The organism is Streptomyces sp. GQFP, from assembly GCF_021545335.1.
Taxonomy (GTDB): Bacteria; Actinomycetota; Actinomycetes; order Streptomycetales; family Streptomycetaceae; genus Streptomyces.
Genome location: NZ_CP089312.1, coordinates 1,331,452 through 1,348,393, shown reverse-complemented (window position 1 = coordinate 1,348,393; position 16,942 = coordinate 1,331,452). Strand labels below are relative to the sequence as shown.

Here is a 16,942-nt window from a genome sequence, read left to right as displayed (position 1 = left end):
TCCTAGTCGCCCCGGCGCTGCACGAGGCGCCAGTTGATGATCGAGAAGAGGACGACGACGAGGAAGATGCCCCACGCCACCGCGGCTCCGTACCCGAAGTCGTTGTTGTCGAAGGTCTGCTGGAAGAAGTAGAGGACCATCGTCTGGCCGGAGTGGCCCGGACCGCCCGCGAACGTCGAGTCGTTGGACGAGGTCTGGAGCAGCACCTGTGGTTCGGAGAAGCTCTGCAGACCCGTGACCGTCGAGACGACGAGTACGAACAGCAGCGTGGGCCGCAGCAGCGGCAGCGTGATCCGGAAGAAGGTCTGGATCGGGCCCGCGCCGTCCATGCGCGCCGCCTCGTACAGCTCGCTCGGGACGGTCTGGAGCCCGGCGAGGAAGATGATCGCGTTGTAGCCGGTCCACTGCCAGGTCATCAGTGCCGCGATGGTGACCTTGATGCCCCACGGTGTGTTCAGCCAGGCGATCTGGTCGATCCCCACCGCGTTGAGGATGGCGTTCACCATGCCGAAGTTGGTGGAGAAGATCGAGCCGAAGACGATCGCGATGGCGACGACGGAGGTGACGTTCGGCAGGAAGTACGCGAACCGGTAGACGTTCTTGAAGCGGACCGCCGAGTTGAGCATCACGGCCGTGACCATCGCCAGGAAGATCATGGGGAAGGTGGCCAGCGCCCAGATGATGATCGTGTTGCCGATCGAGTTCCAGAAGTCGCTGTCGGTCAGCAGGTACTGGTACTGCGAGAGCCCTGCCCACTCCATCGAGCCGAGGCCGTCCCAGCGGTGGAACGACAGATAGAGCGAGAAGCCGACCGGGAACAGGCCGAAGCCGAGGAAGATCAGATAGAAGGGCGAGATCGCGGCGTAGAGGTGCCAGTACTTGCGCCACCCCTTCTTCGGCCCGGCCGGCGAGGGCCGCTGCGCCACAGCCGGCGGGGACTGCTCGATGACGGCCATCAGTAGCTCACCCCCAGGTGCTTCGCGATGCGACGGCACTTGCTCATGGCGTCACTCCAGGCTTTCTTGGGGTCCTTGCCGAGGACGCCGACGTTCTTGATCTCGTCCTTGATGGGTGTCCCGAGCGCGATGTCGTACGGGCTGTTGTAGGCGACCACGATCTTCTGCGCGGCGGGCCCGAAAATGTCGGTGGTGACCTGGCCGCCGAAGAAGGGGTCGGCCTCCCGCAGTTGCTTCAGGTCGTAGGAGGCGGGCGTGGAGGGGAAGAGGCCCGCGTCGACGTAACCCTGGGCCTGGTTGGCCGCGTTGAGTATCCAGGTGATGATCTGGAAGGCCTGCTCGGGCTCCCGGCACGCCTTGGTGATCGACAGGAACGAGCCGCCGTTGTTGGCGGGCCGCACCGGCATGTCGGCGATCCGCCACCTGCCCTTGGTCTTCGGCACACCGTTCTTGAGGTCGAACGTCGCCCAGGAGGCGCCCAGTTGGCTCGGCAGCTTGCCGTCCTGCACGGCCGACAACTGGTCCGGGGTGCCGTTCACCAGGTCCGAGACGATCCCGCGCTGCTTGGCCTCGACGGCGAGCGCCCAGGCGTCGCGCACATGCTGCTGGTCGCCGATGAAGTGACGGTCCTTGTCGACGTACCGTTTCGAGCCCTGCTGGACGACGTTCTCGAAGACGGAGTTGACGTCCGTGAGCAACTGGGTGCCCGGAATACGCTTCTTGAGCTGCTCGCCCGCGGTGAAGAACGCCTCCCAGGTGCTCAGCTCCTTCGACACGTCGGCGGGCTCGTACGGCAGACCCGCCTTGCGGAACACCTCGTACTGGTAGAAGTGCGCGACCGGGCCGCAGTCGATCGGGAAGCCGACCATCGTGCCGTCGTCGGCGATGCCCTGGTCCCACTTCCACGGCAGGTACTGGCTCTTGTACTTCTCCGCGCCCAGCGTCCGCAGATCGACGAACTGGTCCGCGTTCGGGAGATAGGCGGCCATGTCCTCGCCCTTGAGCCCCGCGATGTCGGGGACATGGGCCTGGCCGGTGATCGTGGTGATGAGCTTCGAGCGGTACTGGCCGCCGATCTGGATCGCCCGGAGGTCGACCGAGCTGTCGTAGCGGGCCTTGGCGTTCTTGACGACGGTGTCGCTCAGACCGCCGCTCCAGTACCAGAGGACCATGTTGCGCCCGGTGGAGCCGGTCGGAACGGCGCAGCCGCTCGCCAGGCCGCCGAGCGCGGTGGCGGCCGTGCCGGCCAGGCCCGCGCGCAGTAGGCCTCTTCGTGAGAGCTGCACAGCTCCCACCGCCTTTCGGATCTGTTCGGTACGTGCGTTAAGGGGGGAATTACGGGAGGAAGGTGGGGGTCTCAGGGTGTGACGGGTGCGAACCGCACCGGCGGGCCGGGATCGGCCGGCAGCCGGTCGGCCAGGAAGCCGTAGGCGCGCCGCAGTTCGGGGTCGTCGAGCGTGTGCCACCAGCGGTGGACGTGGTACCAGCCGGGCGCGGCCAGCGCGCCGCCGTGATGCCGCACGGAGAGGGAGGCGGCCAGTACGGCGAACCGCAGCCGTTCCTCCAGCGGCCAGCCGCCGAGCGAGGCCGCGACGAAACTGGCGCCGAAGACATCACCGGCGCCCGTCGAGTCCACGACGTCCACGGGCAGCGCCGGGACCTCCGCGTACTCGCCGGTCGTCTGGTCGACGGCGACCGCGCCGTCCCCGCCGCGCGTGACGACGGCCACCGGGACCAGCTCGCTGAGCGTGCCCAGGGCGGCGACCGCGGTGTCGGTACGGGTGTACGCCATGGCCTCGGTCTCGTTCGGGAGGAAGGCGTGGCACAGGGCGAGCTGGTCGAGCAGGTCCGAGGACCACTGCTGGGTCGGGTCCCAGCCGACGTCCGCGTAGATCTGCGTGCCGTTCGCCGCGGCCTTGGCCAGCCAGCGGTGGGGCTCGGCCTCGATGTGCACGAGCGCGGTGCGCGCCTCGGGCGGGTCGCCGAGGAGTTCGTCCTGGGAGTACGGCGGCGGCTGCCCGTGGGTGATCAGGGCGCGGTCGCCGGCGTAGGCGAGCGAGACGGTGACGGGGGTGTGCCAGTCGTCCGCGGTGCGCGAGAGCGAGAGGTCGACGCCCTCCTGGCCCGCGAGGACGGCACGGCAGTGGGCGCCGTAGGCGTCGTCGCCGAAGACCGTGGCCAGCGAGGTCTTCAGACCGTAGCGTGAGGCTGCCACCGCGAGGTTCGCGATCCCGCCGGGGCTGGTGCCCATCCCCGACGTCCAGATCTCCTCGCCGGGCGTCGGGGGCTTGCCCAGGCCGGTCAGGACGAGGTCGAAGAAGAGCAGCCCGGTCAGCAGCACATCGGGCCGTTCGTCGTCCACGCGCGCATCCTCTCGTCAAAACTCGTCAGTTTGATGAGTTTGATGACCGGAATCGTGCGCGTCTTCGGAAGATTTGGCAAGAGTCGAGCAGAACTGAGCATAGAAATGATCGAAGATGACGAGTACTGTTCAGCGCGTGCTGGCAGAACGACGACATCAACTCATCCTGCGGGCCCTGCGCTCGGGCGGCCCCGCGGCCGTGACCGATCTCTCCGAGCAACTGGGTGTGAGCCCCGCCACCATCCGGCGTGACCTGGTCAGACTGGAGGAGGAGGGCCTGCTCACCCGTGTCCACGGCGGCGCCGTGGTGGAGGAGGGCGACCAGCCCTTCGCCGAGGTCGCCGAGGTGCGCGTCGCCGAGAAGGACGCGATAGCGGCCAGGGCCGCCTCGCTCGTCGCGGACGGCCAGTCGGTGCTGCTCGACATCGGCACCACCGCCTACCGGCTGGCCCGCCAGCTGCACGGCCGCCGGCTCACCGTGATCACCAGCAACCTGGTGGTCTTCGAGGAGCTGGTCGACGACGAGGGCATCGAACTGGTGCTCCTCGGCGGCATGGTCCGGCGCGAATACCGCTCCCTGGTCGGCTTCCTCACCGAGGACAACCTGCGCCAGCTGCACGCCGACTGGCTCTTCCTCGGCACCAGCGGCGTCCGCCCCGGCGGCCAGGTGATGGACACCACGGTCGTCGAGGTACCGGTCAAGCGCGCCATGATCAAGGCCGCCGACCGGGTCGTGCTGCTCGCCGACCGGGCCAAGTTCCCCGGCACGGGCATGGCGAAGGTCTGCGGCCCGGACGAACTGGACATGGTGGTGACGAACGCGCCGGTGGACCCGGCGACGCAGTCCTCTCTGCAGGAGGCCGGGGTGCAGGTCATCACGGCAGGAAAGGTGCAATAGCGTGAAGCTGACGATTCTGGGCGGCGGCGGATTCCGCGTGCCGCTCGTGTACGGGGCGCTCCTGGGCGACCACGCCGAGGGCCGGGTGACCCATGTCGTCCTGCACGACCTGGACGCGGGCCGCCTCTCGGCGGTCACCCGCGTCCTGGCCGAGCAGGCGGCGGGGGTGCCCGACGCCCCCGTGGTGAGCGCCACGACCGACCTCGACGAGGCGCTCACCGGCGCCGACTTCGTCTTCTCCGCGATCCGTGTCGGCGGGCTGGAGGGCAGGGCGAACGACGAGAAGGTGGCCCTCGACCAGGGCGTCCTCGGTCAGGAGACGGTCGGCGCCGGCGGCATCGCCTACGGCCTGCGCACGGTCCCGGTCGCCGAGGACATCGCCCGGCGCGTGGCCCGCGTCGCCCCCGACGCCTGGGTCATCAACTTCACCAACCCGGCAGGACTGGTCACCGAGGCCATGTCACGCCACCTCGGCGACCGCGTCATCGGCATCTGCGACTCCCCGGTGGGCCTCGGCCGCCGTATCGCGCGCGTGCTCGGCGCCAACCCCGGCGAGGCGTGGATCGACTACGTCGGCCTCAACCACCTCGGCTGGGTGCGCGGCCTCAGGATCAACGGCCGCGACGAACTCCCGCGCCTGCTCGCCGACCCCGACCTCCTCGGCTCCTTCGAGGAGGGCAAGCTCTTCGGCACCGAGTGGCTCCAGTCCCTGGGCGCCGTCCCGAACGAGTACCTGCACTACTACTACTTCAACCGCGAGGCCGTACGCGCCTACAGCGAGGCCGAGAAGACCCGCGGCGCCTTCCTGCGCGACCAGCAGGCCGGTTTCTACGACGAGATGACCCGGCCCGACGCCAGCGCCCTCACCGCCTGGGAGCGCACCCGCGCCGAGCGCGAGGCGACCTACATGGCCGAGGCCCGCGAGACGGCGGGCGCCGGCGAACGCGACGCCGACGACCTGTCCGGGGGCTACGAGAAGGTCGCCCTCGCCCTGATGCGGGCCATCGCGCGCGACGAGCGCACCACCCTGATCCTCAACGTCCGCAACCGGAAGACGCTCTCCGTGCTCGACGCCGAGGCCGTCATCGAGGTGCCCTGCCTGGTCGACGCCAACGGCGCCCACCCCGTCACCGTCGACCCGCTGCCCGACCACGCCTCAGGGCTGGTCTGCTCGGTCAAGGCGGTCGAACGCGAGGTGCTCGCCGCCGCCGAGTCCGGCTCCCGTGCGACGGCCGTCAAGGCGTTCGCGCTGCACCCGCTCGTCGACTCGGTCAACGTGGCCCGCAGGCTGGTCGACGGATACACCGCCGTCCACCCCGGCCTGGCGTACCTTAAGTAAGCGCTTTCCCTCCCGCTCGTATCTGGAGACCTCTCATGCACGACGAACGCCAGCGGATCGAGGAGCGCGTCCAGCGCCTCCACGACCAGCGGATCAAGGCGGCGATCTACGCGGCCACGGTGCCCTTCACGGTCGAGGCCTGGCAGGCGCCGGGCGAGCCGGTCTCCTTCGAGGAGGCGGCGGCCGCGCCGTACACGCCCTTCGCCATGGACACCCCCTGGGGCCCGCCCTGGGGCACGACCTGGTTCCGGATGCGCGGACAGGTGCCCGCCGAGTGGGCCGGGCGGCGCGTCGAGGCGGTCATCGACCTCGGCTTCATCGGCGACTGGCCGGGCAACCAGGCCGAGGCCCTGGTCCACCGCACCGACGGCACCCCGCTGAAGGCGGTCAACCCGCTCAACCAGTACGTGCCGATCGCCAACCCGGCCGTCGGCGGCGAGGAGATCGACTACCTGGTCGAGGCGGCCTCCAACCCGGACATCCTCGCCGACAACTTCTCCAAGATCACCCCCATGGGTGACATCCTCACCGCCGGTGACAAGCCGATCTACACCTTCCAGCGCGCCGACCTCGCGATCCTGGACGAGGTGGTCTTCCACCTCGACCTCGACATCCAGGTCCTGCGCGAGCTGATGCTGGAGCTGGGCGAGCACGACCCGCGCCGCCACGAGATCACCCACGCCCTGGACCGCGCGCTCGACCTGCTCGACCTGGACGACGTGGCCGGTTCGGCGGCGGCGGTACGAGCGGCCCTGGCGCCCACGCTGGCCAAGCCCGCCAACGCCAGCGCCCACAAGATCTCCGGTGTCGGGCACGCGCACATCGACTCGGCGTGGCTGTGGCCGATCCGCGAGACCAAGCGCAAGACGTCCCGCACCTTCTCCAACGTCACCTCGCTGGCCGACGAGTACGAGGACTTCATCTTCGCCTGCTCGCAGGCCCAGCAGTACGAGTGGGTGCGCGACAACTACCCCAAGGTGTGGGCGCGCATCCAGGAGTCCGTGAAGAAGGGCCAGTGGGCGCCGGTCGGCGGCATGTGGGTCGAGGCCGACGGCAACCTGCCCGGCGGCGAGGCCATGGCCCGCCAGCTGATCCACGGCAAGCGATTCTTCATCGAGCACTTCGGCGTCGAGACCAAGGGCGTGTGGCTGCCGGACTCCTTCGGCTACACCGCTGCCTACCCGCAGCTCGCCAAGCTCGCCGGCAACGACTGGTTCCTCACCCAGAAGATCTCCTGGAACCAGACCAACAAGTTCCCCCACCACACCTTCTGGTGGGAGGGCATCGACGGCACCCGCATCTTCACGCACTTCCCGCCGGTCGACACCTACAACGCCCGTTTCAGCGGCGAGGAGATGGCCCGCGCGACGCGCAACTACCAGGAGAAGGGCGTCGCGAACCGCTCGCTGGCCCCCTTCGGCTGGGGCGACGGCGGCGGCGGCCCCACCCGCGAGATCATGGAACGGGCGCGCAGGCTCGCCGACTTGGAGGGCTCGGCGACGGTCGAGATCGAGCACCCCGACGACTTCTTCGCCAAGGCCCGCGAGGAGTACCCCGACGCTCCGGTGTGGGTCGGCGAGCTGTACCTGGAGCTGCACAGGGCCACGTACACCTCCCAGGCCCGCACCAAGCAGGGCAACCGGCGCAGCGAACACAAGCTGCGCGAGGCCGAGTTGTGGGCGACGACGGCCGCGCTGCACGCGCCGGGCTACGCCTATCCGTACGAGCACCTGGACCGCCTCTGGAAGACGGTCCTGCTCCACCAGTTCCACGACATCTTGCCGGGCTCGTCCATCGCCTGGGTGCACCGCGAGGCGGAGGCCGAATACGCCCGCGTGGCCGAGGAGTTGGAGGCGCTCACCGCCGAGGCGGTGGCCGCGCTCGGCGGCGGCGAGTCCCGTGCGTTCAACACCAGCCCGTACGACCGGGCCGAGGTGGTCCGCACCTCGACGGGTGTCCCCATGTACGTGGAGGTCCCGGCGAGCGGCAGCGCCCCGCTGGCCGTCGCGGAGCCCCTGCAGCCGGTGACGGTCACGGGCGGCCGGATCCTCGACAACGGCCTCGTACGCGTGGAGGTCGCGGAGGACGGCACCCTGTCCTCGGTCCGCGACCTGCGGGCGAACCGCGAAGTCCTCGCAGACAAGGGCAACTTGCTCCGCCTGCACACGGACCTCCCGAACTACTGGGACGCCTGGGACATCGACAAGCACTACAAGAACCGCTACACGGACCTGCTCGACGCGTCCGCCGTCACGGTCGTCGACGAGGACCCGCTCCTCGGCGCCATCCGCGTGGAGCGCGCCTTCGGCAAGGACTCGAAGATCGTCCAGACGATCACCATCCGGGCCGGCAGTCCCCGGATCGACTTCGAGACGGAGATCGACTGGCACGAGGCAGAGAAGATCCTCAAGGCGGCCTTCCCGGTGGACATCCGGGCGGCGCACTCGTCGGCGGAGATCCAGTTCGGCCACGTCCAGCGGCCCACGCACACCAACACCAGCTGGGAGTCGGCCCGGTTCGAGGTCTCCGGCCACCGCTGGGTGCACCTCGCCGAGCCCGGCTACGGCGTCGCGGTCCTCAACGACTCGACGTACGGCCACGACGTCTCCCGCACGGTCCGCGAGGACGGCGGGACGACGACCACGGTCCGCCTGTCGCTGGTGCGCGCCCCGCGGATCCCGGACCCCGGGGCCGACCAGGGCAAGCACCGCTTCACGTACTCGCTGCTGCCCGGCGCGAGCATCGAGGACGCGGTCGCCGAGGGCTACTCGCTGAACCTGCCGCTGCGTGTCGCGGACGCGGCGGGGGCGCCGGAGCCGGTGGTGTGGGCGGACGGCGACGGTGTGACCATCGAGGCGGTGAAGCTCGCCGACGACGCGTCCGGTGATGTCGTCGTGCGGCTCTATGAGTCGCGGGGTGGTCGGGCGGAGGGTGTGCTGTGCATCGGGTTCCCGTTGGCGGGGGCTCAGATCACCGACCTGCTGGAGCGGCCGTTGTCGGAGGCTGCAGTGGAGGGTGACTCGGTGGCGGTGACGTTGCGGCCGTTCGAGGTGCAGACGTTGCGGTTGGCTGTCGGCTCCGCCGGATAGGCGGTTCTTTGGCTGCCGGCCCGGTGGGGGCTGGTCGCGCAGTTCCCCGCGCCCCTTAGGGGCGCGGGTGTGGGCGGGCCGTGTTTATGCGGCCTGCCCGAGTCATTGCCGCATCCGCCCTGACCGTCCCCGGACATGCCGAAAGCCCCCGCAACGGGTCGCGCGATCGCGCGGACGGTTCTTCCCGATGCGGGGGCCTCGTACGGGCTCCTTTCCCTGAGGGCTCTCAGGGAAGGGGGTTACGCGGTGGCTGCCGCCGGCGCTCCCGCCGATGCCTCGGCCGTCGCCTCGGCGACCGGCTCCTCGACGGTCACCGGTGCCGGTACGGCGGACAGTGTGGGCGCCGGGACCTCGTCCGCGTGGGCCGGTACCGATGCCGCGCGCACCGGACGCGGCGCGGAGACCACGGCGTAGTCCTGGCCGAGGAACGGCGGCACCAGGTCGCCCGGGTCCTCGCCGAGCGCCAACTGCACTGCGGCCCAAGGGGCGTTGATGCCGCACAGCTGGAGCTGGTGCAGTCCGCCGGCCGGGCGGGTGTTGACGTCCATGAGGACCGGCCGGTCCCCGTACATCCGGAACTGGATGTTGCTCAGGTGGTGCAGTCCGAAGCCCTCGGCGATGAGGCGCGCGGGCTCCAGCCAGGCCTCGTCGAGGGTGAAGCCGCGCCGCCTGCCGTTCTTGGTGCGGCCGATCGCCATCCGGATGCGCGAGTCGGGGCCCGTGAGGCAGTCGACGGACACCTCGGGCTGCTCCAGACGGGGCATCACCAGCCAGTCGACGCCGTCCTCGGAGTTACGCAGCACGTCGAGGACCATGTCCAACTGGACGTAGGGGCTGGGGAACCCGTTCAGGTGCGCCATCGAGAAGGGGGCACGGGTGATCACCCGGAAACCCACACCGCCCGCGCCTGCCGCCGGCTTGAAGCACGCCTTGTGGCCGTCGGCCTCCAACTGCTCGACGGCGACAAGGAGTTCGTCCGCGTTGCGCACCCGCCACCACGGCGGTACCGGCACCCCGACCGCCTCGACGGCCTGGTACGCGGTCGCCTTGTCCTGGAAGACGGCCACCGCCTCGGGCGTCGGCGCGAGCAGCTTGGTGCCGACGGCCTCGAAGTCCGCGCGGTGCTCGACGATCGCGTCCTGGTGCAGTCGCGGCACGAACACGTCGATCTCGCGGCGGTCGCACTGGTCGAGCGCGTATTCGACGTACGCGGCGGGGGACAGGCCCTCGGGCTCCATCGCGGCGGTGTCGGCGGCGGCCAGGACGGGGGAGTCGGCGTCCCCGTGGGTGGCATGGATCTCGACCGCGCGGTCGCTGGGATTTCTCCGCAGCTGTTCAATGAAGAACACGTTCTCCGCGTACGTGCGGTTGAGCCAGACGCGTACGCGAGAGACCATGCAGGGGCCACCTTTCAAGGATCACGGGCACGGCGGAGCAAGGCCGAGCCCGGCCAGGGGAGAGTTGGGAACACGACAAGCCGCCGGGTGCGAACCGGGTTTGTGGCGGAAGTGTTGAGGCGATCATAAGGCTCCGCGGACCTTGATACTGCTACGTGCGTGTTACGGAATTGACAGCAGTACACCGTGTGTTGCCTTGTGCACCAGCAGTGGCCCCTGTAGTGATCTTCACCGCCGCCCGTGGATCTTCGTGGAGGGGGCTTCCCGAGCGCGGGGAGCCCTACTTGTCCGGCCGCCGGGGATGTGTTCTTGTGGGTCCGAACGCGCGCTCGCGGAGGCGGAGTTCGGATGCGGAAGGGGCTGGGGTGGAGACGACGGCCGGCGGTGCCGGACAGCTGCTGGCGATCAGCGATCTGCACATCGGCTACCCGGAGAACCGCGCCCTGGTCGAACGGATGCACCCCCACTCGGACGACGACTGGCTCCTTGTCGCCGGCGACGTGTCGGAGAGCGTGGCCGATATCCGCTGGGTCCTCGAAACCCTCGCCGGCCGGTTCCGGAAGGTCATCTGGGCACCCGGCAACCACGAGCTGTGGACCCACCCCAAGGACGCGGTCACCCTGCGCGGCGTCGCCCGCTACGAACACCTGGTCGCCCTCTGCCGCGAACTGGGTGTGGTGTCGCCCGAGGACCCGTACCCAGTGTGGGAGGGCCCCGGCGGCCCCGTGGCCGTCGCGCCGCTCTTCCTCCTCTACGACTACTCCTTCCTGCCGCAGGGCTGCGCGACCAAGGCGGAGGGCCTCGCGTACGCGGAGAGCACCGGCATCGTCTGCACCGACGAGTACCTTCTGCACCCCGACCCCTATCCGACCCGCGAGGCCTGGTGCCGGGCCCGGGTCGCGGAGACCGAGCGGCGGCTCGCGGAGCTGCCCGAGGACCTGCCGACGGTGCTCGTCAACCACTATCCGCTGGACCGGCATCCGACGGACGTGCTGTGGCACCCCGAGTTCGCCATGTGGTGCGGCACCACGCTGACCGCCGACTGGCACCGCCGCTTCCGCGTCGCGACCATGGTCTACGGTCATCTGCACATCCCTCGGACCACCTGGCACGAGGGCGTCCGCTTCGAAGAAGTGTCGGTGGGCTACCCCCGCGAGTGGCAGAAGCGCCCCGGAGACCCGGGAAGGCTGCGCCGCATACTGCCGATGGAGGTCGGATCCGGTGATCGAGGAGCTGCTTCCGGCCACGGTGGTGGCCGTGGAAACGCACGGTGACGAGACCGTCGGCGGTGGGGACGGGGCCGGTGGACCCGGGAGCGGTGGGCCGGCCACCGGTGGGCTGGGCACCGGTGGCCTTGGAGACGGTGGCCTTGCGGGCGGTGGCCTCGGTGGCGCGACGCTGTATCCCGAGGAGCAGGCGCTCGTGACCCGGGCGGTGCCCAAGCGCGTCCGCGAGTTCACCCTCGTCCGCGCGTGTGCCCGCCGTGCCATGGAGAAGCTCGGCGTGCCGCCGCAGCCCGTGCTGCCCGGCGAGCGGGGCGCCCCGCAGTGGCCGGCCGGGCTGGTCGGCAGCATGACCCACTGCGAGGGCTACTGTGCCGCCGCACTGGTCCGCGCCACCGACCTGGCCTCGATCGGCATCGACGCCGAACCCCACCAGCCGCTGCCCGAGGGCGTCCTCGACTCCGTGGCCCTGTCCACGGAACGGGAACACCTGCGGGAGCTCGCGGAGGGCGGCCCCGGCGCGCACGGAATCCCCGTGCACTGGGACCGGCTGCTGTTCAGCGCCAAGGAGTCGGTCTACAAGGCGTGGTTCCCCCTCACCGGCAAGTGGCTGGACTTCAGCGAGGCCGACATCGCGTTCACGGCCGCCCCCGGCGCGCACCCGTACGGCACCTTCCGGGCCCGACTGCTGGTGCCCGGACCGGTCGTCGATGGCCACGAACTCGGGTACTTCGACGGCCGCTGGACCGTGCGGCGCGGGCTGCTGGGTACGGCGGTCAGCGTGCCGCACCAGCCTGCCTGAGCAGCTCGAAGAACCTCTCCTCGTTGCCCGAGAGGCCCGCCGCCGCCAGCGCCGCCTCCGCCTCGGCGAGAACGGCGGGCGGCACGACGGGTGGTCGGCGGCTTCCCGGCGGCATGTCGAAGGCCGCGCGCACGGTGTGCAGCAGCCTCAAGTAGGCCTGTACGGCGGTGCGCTCACGGTCGGTCAGTACGGCGGTCGGCATCGGTCGGCTCTCCCCGTGTCGGCGTCATTCCTGCACCTCCCAGCTTGCCGCGCGCCACTGACAATCCGGTTCCCGTACGCGTCGGTTCGCTCGCTTAGCGGAGGCGAAACCTCCTCGAAACGCCTCGTGAGAATGGGGTTCTACGCTGAAGGGAAAGGCTTTTCAGCAAGGGGTCGGCGCGTCAGCGCACAGGAACACGGGGAGGTGGGCGGTGTGACGGACGTCTCGCGTCACGGACCGGCACGCGCCGTACGGCTGCGTTCGGTGGGCGACGGCGAACTGGAACTGCGGTACCGCGTCGTGCACGGGTACCGTCGGGCCTTCCGCATGGCGGGCTCGGGCCCCGCGCTCGTCCTGATCCACGGCATCGGCGACTCCTCGGCGACCTGGGCCGAGCTGATCCCCGACCTCGCCCGCAGCCACACCGTGATCGCCCCCGACCTGCTCGGCCACGGCGCGTCCGACAAACCGCGCGCCGACTACTCGGTGGCCGCCTACGCCAACGGCGTGCGCGATCTGCTCACCACCCTCGGCATCGAGTCCGCGACGCTCGTCGGACACTCGCTCGGGGGCGGGGTGGCGATGCAGTTCGCCTATCAGTTCCCCGAGCGCACCGAGCGGCTCATTCTCGTGAGTGCGGGGGGTGTGGGGCGTGAGGTGAACCCGGTTCTGCGGGCCGTGTCTCTGCCCGGTGCCCATCTCGCGTTGTCCGCACTGCGGTTGCCGGGGATGCGCTTGCAAGTGGGGCTTGCCGTACGGCTGATGAAGCTGCTGGACACCGATCTGGGGCAGGACGCGCCCGAGTTGCTCACGCTGGTGGACGCGCTGCCCGACGAGACCTCGCGCAACGCCTTCATCCGTACGCTGCGGGCGGTGGTCGACTGGCGGGGGCAGGTCGTGACCATGCTCGACCGGTGCTATCTGACTGAGGGCATGCCGACGATGTTGCTGTGGGGGGACCGGGACAGTGTGGTGCCGGTGCGGCATGCGTATGGGGCGCATGAGGCCATGCCCGGTAGTCGGCTGGAGATTTTTGAGGGGGCGGGGCATTTTCCGTTCCACAGTGATCCGGTGCGGTTTGTGGAGCTGGTGGAGGAGTTCACTGGGGGGAGTGCGCCGGCTGACTGGAGTCGGGAGCATTGGCGGGAGTTGTTGGTGGATGGGCGGCCTGTGAGGGAGGGGGTGGGGGAGGAGGAGTTGCGGGAGGTGAGTGAGCGTAGTGCGACGTAGTTTGCTAGGTGCGGGCCGGTGGGGGCTGGTCGCGCAGTTCCCCGCGCCCCTAAAAGGCCGTCCGCGCCCCCTACTGCCAAGCCACCGTTGCTTCTCGTACCGCCGCTACCACCGGTGATTTGCGCAACGCGTGTGACATGGCCAGCAAGTCTCGGGGGCCCTCGGACGGTGCTGACGGGCCGTTCTCTGTCGCCGCCGCGTTGATCACCCTGCCCTCCGGGTCCGCTGACCTGGCCCGTATCGCCGCCGTCACCATCGCCGCGTCCGCCTCTGCCCTCGCGCCCTCGGGGGACGAGCCGGCGGCGACCGCGGCCTCGTAAGCCCTGCTTCGGACCGTTGGGTCGAAGTACGGGTACAGGCTGAGCATGCCGTCGTGGATGTCGGACTCGCGTTGGGTGACCTGGAGTTCGGCCGGGGACCACCAGGCGATGCGGACCCCGCGGTCGCCGTGGTCCGAGAGGGGGGCCAGTTCCCGCCACAGGGGGCTCAGGCGGCGGTAGGTCGACCAGGTGCTCCATACGTCGCCCACGCGCTGGAAGGCCAGCGGGATGCAGAAGCCGGCCGCGGTGACGACCTCCGCGGCGGCGGCCATCGCGGGGGCCACGTACGTGCTCAGATAGTCGAGGTTCTCGCCGTTCCAGCGGGCAATCACTGCCGTCATCTTGGCGGCGGCGAAGGCGATGTTGCAGAAGAAGCCGGCCACGATGACGAGCAGGCCGACCCGCAGCCAGCCGTGCACCTGGAGCGCCCACGGCCAGCACATCATGTTCATCGCTATGTTCGCGACGGTCAGTGCCACTAGGTACAACACGATCATCTCGCGGGTGTACGGCGTGTTCGCGTAGTGCGTGTCGAAATCGCGCAGGCGTTGCTCGGGGGCGTCGCCCAGGGCGAACAGAGCCGCCGTCGCCACGATCACCACCGCGTATCCGGCGATCCAACGGCGCGAGGCGCGGCGGGTGGACTCGGGCGGGCCGCCGCGCCAGTTGATGATCAGCACCAGGCAGGAGGCGCTGAAGGCGCTCAGCAGGCAGTACACGAGGGGCGCCGAGATGTTCGGGACGGCGGTGACGCGGTTGACCCAGGAGATCGTCGGCGGGGCCGCGAAGAAGAACACCAGCACGGACAGCAGGAGCAGCGCGTACACCGACCGCAGCAGCGGGTCCCGCCAGGCGCGCAGTACCGTTCGGCCCTTGAGGAGGAGGACGATCACCATCGCGGCGGACGGCACGTAGTAGCTGGAGTCGTTCACGCCGGGCCCTGCCTCAGCTCTGCGGCCCGCGATAGCCGAGGGAGGCCTCGATCCGGCCCGCGAGCTGGTCCCGCTGAACGGGCTTGCGCAGCGCCGAACCGGCCAGCCACGTACGGCACTTGCTGGCCAGCAGCAGGCCGAAGCTCTCGGCCTCCTGCTCGTCCGCGAGGTCGAACCGGGTGCGGGCGGCCACCTTGCGGACCGTGGCCTGGAGGTCCGCGGTGTCGCTGAGCAGGCGGGCGGCGACCGCGGCGCCGTCGACATGATGGCCGCAGTGCCCGGACTGCATGTGCCACAGCTCGTGGCCCAGGATCACCAACTGGTGGTCGGGCGCGGTGCGTTCCTCGACCACGATGAGATCCTGGTCGGCCATGTCGAGCCACAGCCCGCTGGCCGTGCCGGGCGGGAAGGGCGCCGCGCGGAACAGGACGGGACGGCCGCGGCGCCTGCTCATCGCGTCGCACAGCGCGGTATAGAGGTCGGCGGGTTCCGCCGGTGCCGGGAGCTTCAGCTCGGTGACCAACTCGCCGCACAGGCGGCGCATTTCCTTGCCGATGTTCACAGTCATCCCTCGGATCACGACTCCGGCCGCTTGACGCTCTCCAGAAGCATGTCCAGCCACTCGGCGACCTTGTCGCGATGCTGGTCGGAGGGCAGCTGCGCGGCCCGCCAGGCGATTCCGCGGACTCCGTGGTCCTGCAGCAGCCGCTCCAGCGGGTCGAAGGCGGCCGCCGCCGCCTCGCGCTCACGGTCGGCGAGCTGCTGGAGAAGCTCCTGCTCGGTGCGCTGGAGGGCGCCCGCGAGCGCCTCGGGGTCCTCCGCGGTGAGGAATCCGGCGTGCACCCTGAAGAAGCGCTGGATGGCGTCGCAGTGCTCCATCGTGGGGCGCCGGTCGCCGTTGATGAGGGCGCCCGCCTGCTGGCGCGACATACCGGCGCCGTCGGCGATCTCCTGCTGGGTGTACTTACGGCCGTTCGGCTTGAGCCGCGTGCGGCGCAGCAGGCCAAGGCGTTGCAGGAAACGGGCCTGGAGATCGGGTTCGCCGGCGCTCTGGCCGCTCAGCAGGGCCTTGACGACGCTCTCGGGGACACCGGACGCGGTGGAGAGCTGCGCCGTCCTGAAGACCTCGGTGTGCGGTACGCCGAGCCGGTCCGCGAGCGCGGTGACACGGGCCACTACGGCGGACAGCAGAACCGTCGCCGTGGCGCCCGGAACCTCGTAGCCATCCGTCACCGACAGGTCTCCCACGTCTTGGTCCGTCTTCGTCTTCGTCCGGCATCGCTGTTGCCGCGAACTGCCCGGAGAGAGTAGCGGGTTGTTCGAACTCACATCCAGCTCTCGCCACATCTGTGGCCAGATTCAGCCGTCAACAGGCATGAAATGCCACGATAGTTGACACGGCTCGTGCCGGGGCAGCAGGATCAGGGCGCCGCGTGAAGGCCGCATAGGCAAGAGGGGTGACCTCCCGATGGCATTTCAGGCAGGAGGGCAGCGGCCGGCGCCGCGGCCGGTCCCCGAGAGTCCCGAGGCCCAGGCGTATCTGCGGGACTACGCCACGCTCGTTGAGGCCGTGCCCTTTCCGTCCGTCGTCCTCGACCACCGGTGGGACGTGGTCCTCTCCAACACCGCGTTCGAGACACTTTTCCGCGCCGTCGGCCCGCATCCCACGGCCATGCCCGGCGACAACTTCCTCCGTTTCGTCCTCTTCCACCCGGACGCGGGCACGGTCCTCGGCGAGCACGAGTCGAGCTGGTGCCTGCCGATGCTCGCGCACTTCGCCGCCGCCGTGGAACGGCACAGCCAGGACCGCGGCCTGCAGTCCATCCGCCGGGACATCGCCCAGGACCCGATCATGGAGGCCGCCTACCGGCAGGGCCTGCCGCACTGGATCCGGGCGGTCGGCGCGGAGGCCGTCCAGCGCGACGGCGCCGTACGCCCCCTGCTGCACCCCGACCCGCGCTGGGGCGCCACCGAGTGCCGGGTCGTGGGAGAGACCTCCAAGTCCCTTCAGGACATGGGCTATACGAGGCTGACGCTGGTGCTCCGCGAGACGCGGCGCCCGACGGACGCCCCGCGAGGACCACGCCGCCCGCGGCGCTCGGCGAGCCACCTGAGTGTGGTGCCGGCCCCGGAGGCGTGACACGGGGACCCGGCCCCGGAACCGTCGGCGTTCAGGTCGCCGACGGCACCGG

At 70.1% G+C, this 16,942-nt stretch carries 15 protein-coding genes; 7 read left to right on the top strand and 8 right to left on the bottom strand.

The window, feature by feature from the left end; translation table 11 throughout:
- Positions 1 to 2: 2 nt before the first annotated feature.
- From LUX31_RS05950 to LUX31_RS05940, 3 genes are all read right to left on the bottom strand, one after another.
- On the bottom strand, positions 3 to 956 hold the full coding sequence (locus LUX31_RS05950; RefSeq protein ID WP_235473661.1) for a carbohydrate ABC transporter permease: 954 nt from the start codon (positions 954 to 956) through the stop codon (positions 3 to 5).
- Positions 956 to 2,242 (bottom strand): ABC transporter substrate-binding protein, encoded by a 1,287-nt coding sequence (locus LUX31_RS05945; RefSeq protein ID WP_235473659.1) that lies wholly within the window; start codon positions 2,240 to 2,242, stop codon positions 956 to 958. The genes LUX31_RS05950 and LUX31_RS05945 overlap by 1 nt, the downstream gene beginning before the upstream one ends.
- Before the next feature lie 71 nt (positions 2,243 to 2,313).
- Entirely contained in the window at positions 2,314 to 3,318 is a 1,005-nt protein-coding gene (locus tag LUX31_RS05940; RefSeq protein WP_235473657.1) for a carbohydrate kinase family protein, read from the bottom strand.
- A gap of 136 nt (positions 3,319 to 3,454) precedes the next feature.
- On the opposite strand from LUX31_RS05940, the gene LUX31_RS05935 reads away from it, so the two are divergent.
- From LUX31_RS05935 to LUX31_RS05925, 3 genes are read left to right on the top strand one after another with little or no spacing between them, the layout of a single operon-like run.
- A complete protein-coding gene (locus LUX31_RS05935) occupies positions 3,455 to 4,216 on the top strand; it encodes a DeoR/GlpR family DNA-binding transcription regulator (protein WP_235473655.1) in 762 nt (253 codons plus the stop codon).
- 1 nt (position 4,217) lies between these two features.
- Complete coding sequence (locus LUX31_RS05930; RefSeq protein WP_235473654.1) at positions 4,218 to 5,555, top strand: 6-phospho-beta-glucosidase; 1,338 nt, start codon at positions 4,218 to 4,220, stop codon at positions 5,553 to 5,555.
- Positions 5,556 to 5,590: 35 nt separating this feature from the next.
- On the top strand, positions 5,591 to 8,644 hold the full coding sequence (locus LUX31_RS05925) for an alpha-mannosidase (RefSeq protein ID WP_235473652.1): 3,054 nt from the start codon (positions 5,591 to 5,593) through the stop codon (positions 8,642 to 8,644).
- A gap of 239 nt (positions 8,645 to 8,883) precedes the next feature.
- Here the strand turns inward: LUX31_RS05925 and LUX31_RS05920 are convergent, their stop codons facing one another.
- On the bottom strand, positions 8,884 to 10,041 hold the full coding sequence (locus LUX31_RS05920; RefSeq protein ID WP_235473650.1) for an ATP-grasp domain-containing protein: 1,158 nt from the start codon (positions 10,039 to 10,041) through the stop codon (positions 8,884 to 8,886).
- Positions 10,042 to 10,406: 365 nt separating this feature from the next.
- On the opposite strand from LUX31_RS05920, the gene LUX31_RS05915 reads away from it, so the two are divergent.
- Entirely contained in the window at positions 10,407 to 11,315 is a 909-nt protein-coding gene (locus LUX31_RS05915; RefSeq protein WP_235473649.1) for a metallophosphoesterase family protein, read from the top strand.
- A gap of 64 nt (positions 11,316 to 11,379) precedes the next feature.
- The gene (locus tag LUX31_RS05910; RefSeq protein WP_235479808.1) at positions 11,380 to 12,066 is read left to right on the top strand and encodes a 4'-phosphopantetheinyl transferase family protein; all 687 of its coding nucleotides are present in this window, start codon (positions 11,380 to 11,382) and stop codon (positions 12,064 to 12,066) included.
- On the opposite strand, the gene LUX31_RS05905 is transcribed toward LUX31_RS05910, so the two are convergent.
- Positions 12,041 to 12,268: a hypothetical protein gene (locus LUX31_RS05905; protein WP_235473647.1), complete on the bottom strand. Its 228-nt coding sequence runs from the start codon at positions 12,266 to 12,268 to the stop codon at positions 12,041 to 12,043. The two genes, LUX31_RS05910 and LUX31_RS05905, sit on opposite strands and share 26 nt — an antisense overlap.
- Positions 12,269 to 12,472: 204 nt before the next feature.
- Between LUX31_RS05905 and LUX31_RS05900 the strand changes: the two genes are divergently transcribed.
- Positions 12,473 to 13,498 (top strand): alpha/beta fold hydrolase, encoded by a 1,026-nt coding sequence (locus LUX31_RS05900; protein ID WP_443045929.1) that lies wholly within the window; start codon positions 12,473 to 12,475, stop codon positions 13,496 to 13,498.
- Between the two features lie 70 nt (positions 13,499 to 13,568).
- On the opposite strand, the gene LUX31_RS05895 is transcribed toward LUX31_RS05900, so the two are convergent.
- Genes LUX31_RS05895 through LUX31_RS05885 form a run of 3 tightly spaced genes read right to left on the bottom strand, consistent with a single transcriptional unit; the run spans position 13,569 to position 15,983 of the window.
- On the bottom strand, positions 13,569 to 14,750 hold the full coding sequence (locus LUX31_RS05895; RefSeq protein WP_235473644.1) for an MAB_1171c family putative transporter: 1,182 nt from the start codon (positions 14,748 to 14,750) through the stop codon (positions 13,569 to 13,571).
- A 13-nt stretch (positions 14,751 to 14,763) separates the two neighbouring features.
- The gene (locus tag LUX31_RS05890) at positions 14,764 to 15,294 is read right to left on the bottom strand and encodes a toxin-antitoxin system, toxin component (protein WP_235479807.1); all 531 of its coding nucleotides are present in this window, start codon (positions 15,292 to 15,294) and stop codon (positions 14,764 to 14,766) included.
- Positions 15,295 to 15,326: 32 nt separating this feature from the next.
- Complete coding sequence (locus LUX31_RS05885; RefSeq protein WP_235479806.1) at positions 15,327 to 15,983, bottom strand: helix-turn-helix domain-containing protein; 657 nt, start codon at positions 15,981 to 15,983, stop codon at positions 15,327 to 15,329.
- A 235-nt stretch (positions 15,984 to 16,218) separates the two neighbouring features.
- On the opposite strand from LUX31_RS05885, the gene LUX31_RS05880 reads away from it, so the two are divergent.
- A complete protein-coding gene (locus LUX31_RS05880) occupies positions 16,219 to 16,890 on the top strand; it encodes an MmyB family transcriptional regulator (RefSeq protein WP_235473643.1) in 672 nt (223 codons plus the stop codon).
- Positions 16,891 to 16,942 lie beyond the last annotated feature (52 nt).

Bases quoted from the DNA above. Each gene is read 5' to 3' on its own strand.
- LUX31_RS05950 (WP_235473661.1), bottom strand. From the start codon at position 956: ATGGCCGTCATCGAGCAGTCCCCGCCGGCTGTGGCGCAGCGGCCCTCG.
- LUX31_RS05925 (WP_235473652.1), top strand. From the start codon at position 5,591: ATGCACGACGAACGCCAGCGGATCGAGGAGCGCGTCCAGCGCCTCCAC.
- LUX31_RS05920 (WP_235473650.1), bottom strand. From the start codon at position 10,041: ATGGTCTCTCGCGTACGCGTCTGGCTCAACCGCACGTACGCGGAGAAC.
- LUX31_RS05905 (WP_235473647.1), bottom strand. From the start codon at position 12,268: ATGCCGACCGCCGTACTGACCGACCGTGAGCGCACCGCCGTACAGGCC.
- LUX31_RS05890 (WP_235479807.1), bottom strand. From the start codon at position 15,294: ATGCGCCGCCTGTGCGGCGAGTTGGTCACCGAGCTGAAGCTCCCGGCA.
- LUX31_RS05880 (WP_235473643.1), top strand. From the start codon at position 16,219: ATGGCATTTCAGGCAGGAGGGCAGCGGCCGGCGCCGCGGCCGGTCCCC.